This window comes from uncultured Bacteroides sp., from assembly GCF_905207245.1.
In the GTDB taxonomy this organism is placed as follows: Bacteria; Bacteroidota; Bacteroidia; order Bacteroidales; family Bacteroidaceae; genus Bacteroides.
Window position 1 is genome coordinate 98,211 of the sequence record NZ_CAJLKP010000012.1, and the last position, 7,434, is coordinate 105,644.

Consider the following 7,434-nt stretch of genomic DNA (forward strand, 5'->3'; position numbering starts at 1 on the left):
AAAATTAAAACGTAACACTCAGCCCCAACGCAACGCTTTTCGTCATAGGATTGATTCCATACGCTTCGGGGTCGTTCTCATCTATATGGTCGAAACTGATGAGGTCAATGCCACGTACATACAATTTAGCGGCGTTTACAACTTTCGTCTTTTTCAGCCAAGAAGCGGGCAACTTGTAGTACACTTCCAGATTGCGCAACTTGATAAATGAGCGGTCGGCCAACCACAGAGTCGATGTCTGGTAGTTGTTGGCATTGCTTTGGCTGCTCAGACGCGGGAACTTGGCATTCTGATTCTGCGGTGTCCAACGATTGTCGTAAGCATATTGCGAGATATTGGTGTTGTTTATCAACGGCCAATACATGCTCTTGGTGTTGAGAACGGCACTGTAATTGCCTGTCCCCTGGAACATGGCATAGAATCCGAGTCCTTTCCACTCCGCACCCAAATGCAGGCTGTAGTATATTTCCGGGCAAGTGGTACTGTAGCCGATAGCCACTTTATCGTTGGCATCGATGATGTTGTCTTCATTCACATCGCGATACTTTATATCACCGGGCTTCACCGTAGAGAAATTCTGTGTGGGACTTGCAGCGATGTCTGCTTCATCCTTGAAGAAACCGATAGCTTCCAATCCGTAGAGTTGTCCGTAAGGATTTCCTGTCTGGACAAGATTCGCATATTGGCGGGGTTCTTCCAGCATTTCCTTGATTTCGTTTTTGTTCAACGAGAAGTTACCGCCGACATTAAATTCCACTTGACCGAGCTTTTTGCTATAATCAAGACCAACTTCTATACCCTTACTATCCACGATACCTGCATTCTCATACGGAGGATCCATACCGAAAATTTCCGAGTACTTGCCTTCCGAAGTCACCCAAATGTTTGTACGGTGTTCTTTCCAAAAGTCAAGAGTCACATCCAAACATCCGAAAAGTTTCGCATCCACACCTACATTGTATTTATAGGCCTTTTCATGGCTCGGATTGGTGGTAGCCACCCGTGCGAGGTAGGAACGTCCGAATTCAGAGTTCCAACCGCTGTCGAAAGGATAAGTACCTCCCGAAGTGCCATACTGCTGGGCATAGTATGACCAAACTTCATCACCCGGTAAGTTGTCCACATTGATGATACCTGCCGATGCACGCAGTTTCAAGAAGTTCACCCATTTCACATTTTCCATGAACTTTTCTTTGGAGATGACCCATGCGGCCGAAAAAGTGGGCGAAAAAGCCCATTTGGTACCGGGAGCCAAACGGCTGCTGCCACTTTCTACCAAAGCGAGGTCAACGAAATAACGGTTCATGTAACCATAGTGCGACCACCAGGTAATGTTCTGACGACTCACCGTGTTGTTGACGCCGTTCGGGTCGTTATTCTCGTAGTCCCACTTCAACTGGCTGTAGATGCTGTGGTCACCGAATGTCCGCTGATAGTTAAATCCCACATCGAAATGGAGCAGACGGTCAAATTCATTTGTTTTCGCACCTGTTCCCATTTCACTATCCTTTCCATAAATCTCACTCTTTACGGTAGGTTCGGAAGCACCGTCCGCCCATGTAGGCGCATTGACACTGTAGACATACTCTTTGCTATGGTCTTCATAGATGTTGGCTATATTGTCATAACTGACGCGTACGAACGCATTCAATCCTTTTGTCAGGCCGGAAAGATCCTGAGTCAGCTTCATGTCGGCAAAAAGCGAGCGGGTATGATTTTTGTAATAAGCGGCACCGATGCTCTGTGCTACAGGATTTTGTGTACCTGCCCATGTGTCGCTACCTCCCCAAACACCGTTCTCATCCCTGATGGGGAATGCGGCAGAGGGCACTGTGTAAACCAGATCCCAAAGGTCGGTCTGCGCACCCGGTCTTGACGTTTCCTGCAATACGCCCAACAAATTCACCTGAAGATCGGTTGTCTGGGTCAGGTTGATGTCCATGTTCATGCGTAAGTTGCCTTTTACGTATTTGTCTTGTGTGGAATAGCCTTCATTTGCACCCGGTTCTTTCACAAATCCCTTGTTGGAAATCAAATCCAGCATGGTATAGTAACGGAATTTTTCGCCGCCACCGCGGAATTCGATGTTATACTTATTGGTCATCGCATTGTCGCGGAACGTTTCATCCACCCAGTTCACGTTCGGATAGAGATAAGGCATGGTTCCATCGCGCAAAGCATTGAGCTCTTGATTGCTGTAACGCCCTGTCATACCATCGTTGATACGGGCTTCGTTGACGGCCAATCCATACGTATAGGCATCTACGAATTTGGGCTTGTTGGCAAGCGAAGTAAACAAATGGTCGTATGTCACCTTGACACTGCGCGAGTTGTACTTACCGCGCTTAGTCACGATATTGATTGCTCCATTGATTCCCTTATATCCATAGAGGGCGACTGCTGCTGCATCTTTCAGGACGATGACGCTTTCCACTTCTTCGGGAGCGATGCTTACAATATCTCGCTGGATACCGTCGATCATGACCAACGGCGAATTCTTGCTGTTCAATGTTTGCAGTCCGCGTATATAGAAAGTAGGATTCACATCTGCATAACGACCACCGCTCTGCAACGATATCAAGCCATTGCCCTGACCTATAATGGAGTTGCCGATATTCTTGGCACTACGACGGTCGGTAGTTTCGGAACTAATGACCGACACGGAACCGGTAGCCTCCTCACGGGTCAGCAATCGCTCGGCACCTACATCGATGGTCTGGCCTACAAACTTGTCGGTCTGCTCTTCGTTTGATTCCTGTGCCGTCGTCGGCAGGCACAAACCTGCAAAGAGCGACAACACAATTATATATTTTTTATTCATAACGTATTATTTTATACTTTATACCTTTTGATTGTTCATTATTAAAGAGGTTACCATCCGGCATTCTGTACCAAACCGTAATTCTTGTTCACTTCCGTAATAGGGAACGGTTGCAAGTACCACTTCGGATCAAAACCATCTTTCCACCAAATACGGGAACCGCCAGTGATTTGGAAGCGTTCGAAGTCGAAGTGTGACGGTTCGTAGAAGTTAGGATCGTCTTCCGCCAAGCCTTTGTTGAATGACTTATTGTACCACTGGTCTTCTGAACGTACCCAATCATTACCATTCTTCACCAAACGATAAATACGCAAGCCATGAAGCGGACGTTCCAACAAGTCGGCACGCTTATAACGGATCAAGTCGAAGTAACGTTCGTTTTGGAAAGCCAAATCGCAAGCACGTTCACGCATGATTTCCGCCAGCAGATTTTCTTTGTTAGATGTCAGGTTCTTGTCGGGATTGCATTCCACCAGTCCTTTCAGACCCACGCGAGCACGTACGGCATCCACGTAATCGATGGCTTCTCCAAAATTGCCTCCGGTCTGCACGATGGCCTCCGCGTATGTCAAGTAGATGTCGCTCAACATGATGGCATTCCACTGCGGGAACTTCCTGTTCATGACACTACCTACCAGGTACTTCAGCATACGGTAACCGGTGGCATATACACCTGAATTGGTTTTCGGATCTAGTTTAGCATTGGTGCCACCTACCCAAGTTTCCCAGTTATTACCGCTGGCACGTCCGTCACCCCAGTTCACGGCTTGGCGTGCACCGTTTACCACTGCGGTTTCATACAGACGAGGGTCGCGGGTATAGCGGATATTCTGCAACTGTTGTTTGCCTTTCACGGTATCGCCTTGAATGAACATATTGTCCAATCGGTCTTCTTTCTCCGCTTTTTCCCAATCGAACGGAGTACCGTCTGCCCAAGGGAACATCTCGACGTATTCTTGCGTAGGGCAATAGGAGTAACGAGAATTGGTTTTGCTACCATCTACCGAAGAGCCAAAGCCCAAATTGAACCAACCATAATCATTACCACTGGCATTTTTACTACGGCGGACACTATGCAGAATTTCAGTACTGTTTTCCAGGATGTAGCCGCTACGGTAGGCATAACGGTAATCCTCCTGCGTATTTCCGGCCGGTTTTATCAACTGATAATGCCCCTGGCTTCTCATTTGTGTAAAGAAATCATCGCATGCGCCCTTCAGTTTCGTCCACAGTTCGGGTTTGCTGCCACCATACCAAGCGCAGGTATCAGCTTCATTTTCCAGCGTATATTTGCCTTGATAATAAGGTTGCGAATCATTGAACAAAGGAGATGCGGCGAAAGCCAGCACCTTACACTTCAACGCCATAGCACCTGCCAAAGTCCAGTGGCCGGTTTGCGACTGTGCTTCCGCACCGGTGTAAGCCCACGGCAATGCTTTGTTGGCGATTGCTGTGTCCAGCAGTTCCAGCATGAAGTTCACGGTCGATTCCACACTGCGCCGGGGCAGGTCGTAACTGCTTTCGGCACCGGTGAATGACTGGCGGATAACAGGCAGACCGCCATACCAACGAAAAGCGATAAAGTAAGTATAAGCCATCAGGCATCGTGCTTCGTCGACCATACGGGCTTTCTCGGCATCGCTCATGTCGGGCACTTCATTAATGCGTTCAATCAGCATCCAGCAGTGACGCACATTCTCCCAGATAAATTCGTTCGTATAAGGATAAATATTGCCGTTCTTTTTGCTATCAATAGCCGAAGTCAGCGAACCGTTATAGTATTTGGAAAACACAGTGGTATTGTTGAAGAAAAGATGAAAGTCATCCCCCAACGCATCGGGCATTCCTTTCCAATAGTTCTGACACTGCGGAGCATCGTTCGTGGAATTGGTCGGCAGATTGTAATACTGTGTAGCGTAAATACTTGCCAAGAAGTTACGGGTATATTCCGGATTGGAAAACACCTCATCGGCAGTCACCGTGCCGCCCGGAGCCTTTTCCAGGAATGAGTTTCCGAACTTTATCTCATCCGTACAAGAAACCATTCCGAGAGTAGCCACAGCTGCCACACCTATGATATATTTGATATTCAGTTTCATTTTTGCTTAAAAATTAAGTTTCAGACTAATGGTATAAGTACGTTGAAGCGGGTACGAGGGCGAACTGCTGGCACGTGTTTCGGGGTCACCCCAAATGAAAGGAGTAAAGGTCAGCAGATTGTAACCGCTCAATGCCACTTGGGCACGATCCAATCCAATCTTCCTGAAGAAAGGAAGTTTCATGTTATAAGCAAGCATAATCGTCTTCAAACGCAAATATTTCGCATCTTTTTCATAAAGAGCGCAATCCTGATAGTTATTGGTAGCTCCGTTAGTCCAAGTGGCGCGCGGATATTCATAATCCTGCCCCGGTCTGTCGGAATTCCATGTATTCTCCACATGATACTTCAGCAAACCGCCGCGGTCTTTCGTCGTACGATCCAGGAACGGATAGCGGAACACGTCGCTAATGACACGCGATACGTCCCAAGAACCCGTCCACTGCATGTTGAATTCAAAATCTTTCCATGCAAAACCGGCATTCAGACCGGCAATGTATTGCGGGTCGTCGGTATAGCCCAACTCACGGGTCTTATCGTCTTCATCGATTATGCCGTTACCGTCCAAGTCCACAAACACGGCATCACCGTCTTTCAAGTCAACGAGCTGTTTCGGGAAAGGCTGGCCGAATTTTTCTTCGTACAAACGGGGCGTGTCTTCGTCATAAAAACGGAAGAATTTGTACATGTGGCGCGCGCCGATCCGGTGTCCCTTCTCATACTGGTAAGCATTGGTATAGGGAGATTCCTTTTTCTCGATAATCTCATTCTGGTTGTGAGAGAGGTTCAGCGTAGTCCAATAGCGGAAGTTGTCGTTCACCTTGTGATTCCAGTTCAAGGAGACTTCCCACCCCCAGCTGTCTACCACACCCAAATTGGCGTAAGGCGGCTGGAAGCCTACGATGGCGGGTGCAGTGTAGTCTTTCAGCAAGATGTCCGTACGGTGTTCCTTATAGTAGTCGAAAGTGGCACGCAGACGGTCGTCCCATAAGTTGACATCGATACCGTAGTTTTGTTTGAATGCCTTTTCCCAAGTCACCTCCGGGTTGTTCTTGTTTTTCACATCTTCATAATAAGCAGGGAGCAGCACTGAGTTTTCTACGCCAAAGTTGTAGGCATAACCGCCGCGGGTACCCATCTTATCACTATACAGAAAGGGGTCGGCCAGATACATGAAGCGCGAACCACCCACTTTGTCGTTACCTACCAAACCCCATGAAGCACGGAGCTTCAAGAAAGGGATGGCTTTTTTCAAGGGCTTGAAAAAGTCTTCCTCGCTGACCACCCAACCGATAGAACCTGCCGGGAATACACCGAAACGGCGGTCGGGGTGGAAGTTTTCGGAACCATTGTACCCTACATTGAATTCGGTTATATAACGGCTCTTGTAGTCGTAAGTGACACGACCCACCAAACCCACATATCCGCGCGGGATGTCCGAATAACTGCCGGGATAGTAATTCTTGCTCTGGTTATAGAGCACCAATGCGCCTACGGAATGATCGCCGAAAGTGCGATTGTAGTTCAACTGTGCCTCGAAATACCAGTCGCGCGCCTTTCCGGTATCTTCACTGTAACTGATGGGAGTATTTTCGCCATCTTTACGATAAAGAAGACTGCCATCCTCTTGAATGACAGGAAAATAGGTAGCACGTTTCACAGTACCTTCTTTGGTTACGTTGAACATATTATTATATGAGCCCTTGATTTTCAACGCAAGCCCCTTGGTAATGAAGTCCAACTTCTGATCCAATGCAAGATCCAACTGCAACTTGTTGTTATTATAGTGGAAATAACCGCCGGTACCTCCACTACTGTAATAATTCATGGCACTGCCTCCTACAAAAGGCAAGGTCAACCCATCTGTATAATCGGTGGTAGTGCTGATATACCTGCCGTCGACGATACCCGGACTGCTGAAAGGAGTGGCCTGCACCATACTCATAATCAGGCCGGAAGCACCCTGACTGGTATGGGGCTTCTGTGCATTGTCCACCGAACCTGCCAGGTTGAACGACAAAGTGGTAGTCTTGCTCACATCCAAGTCGAGGTTGGCACGATAGTTGAAACGCTGATAGCGGTAGTCGTAATGATAATCATCAAATTCGGTAAACAGACCACCTTGTGTCATGAAACCGGCAGAAACAAAGTAGCGCATGGTCTTGGTACCACCACTGATGTTGACGTTATGCTTGGATTGCATGGTAACATCTTTCATGATGTAATCGACCCAACGCATACTCGGAAAACGGATGGGGTCGCTGCCGTCCTGGAATTTCTCAAGCACTCCGTCCGAGAACATCGGAGTGAACGTCTCACCGGTAGAGAAGTCAAAGTCATTTCTCTGCATCTGGTTGAAGAAAGTCCCGTATTCATAACTGTCTGCCTGCTCTAAGAGGCGAGTCGGAGTCAATGCGGAGAAAGAGGTGTTGATGTCAATCTTGGCCTGTCCTTCCTTACCGCGCTTGGTGGTAATCAACACTACCCCGTTGGCACCGCGCACACCGAATACGGC

The 7,434-nt window shown here is 47.9% G+C and carries 3 protein-coding genes; all 3 read right to left on the reverse strand.

The window, feature by feature from the left end; genetic code table 11:
• Positions 1–4 precede the first annotated feature (4 nt).
• Positions 5–2,821, reverse strand: coding sequence for a SusC/RagA family TonB-linked outer membrane protein (locus QZ135_RS06010; protein WP_294606781.1), 2,817 nt, complete (start codon positions 2,819–2,821; stop codon positions 5–7).
• 50 nt (positions 2,822–2,871) lie between these two features.
• Positions 2,872–4,920 carry a RagB/SusD family nutrient uptake outer membrane protein gene (locus tag QZ135_RS06015; RefSeq protein ID WP_294606784.1) on the reverse strand — a complete coding sequence of 683 codons (2,049 nt, stop codon included), beginning with the start codon at positions 4,918–4,920 and terminating at the stop codon, positions 2,872–2,874.
• A 6-nt stretch (positions 4,921–4,926) separates the two neighbouring features.
• Positions 4,927–7,434, reverse strand: a 2,508-nt coding sequence (locus QZ135_RS06020) for a SusC/RagA family TonB-linked outer membrane protein (RefSeq protein WP_294606786.1), incomplete at its 5' end; no start/stop codon positions are given.

Coding starts and splice junctions, on each gene's coding strand:
- QZ135_RS06015 (WP_294606784.1), bottom strand. CDS start 4,920: ATGAAACTGAATATCAAATATATCATAGGTGTGGCAGCTGTGGCTACT.
- QZ135_RS06010 (WP_294606781.1), bottom strand. CDS start 2,821: ATGAATAAAAAATATATAATTGTGTTGTCGCTCTTTGCAGGTTTGTGC.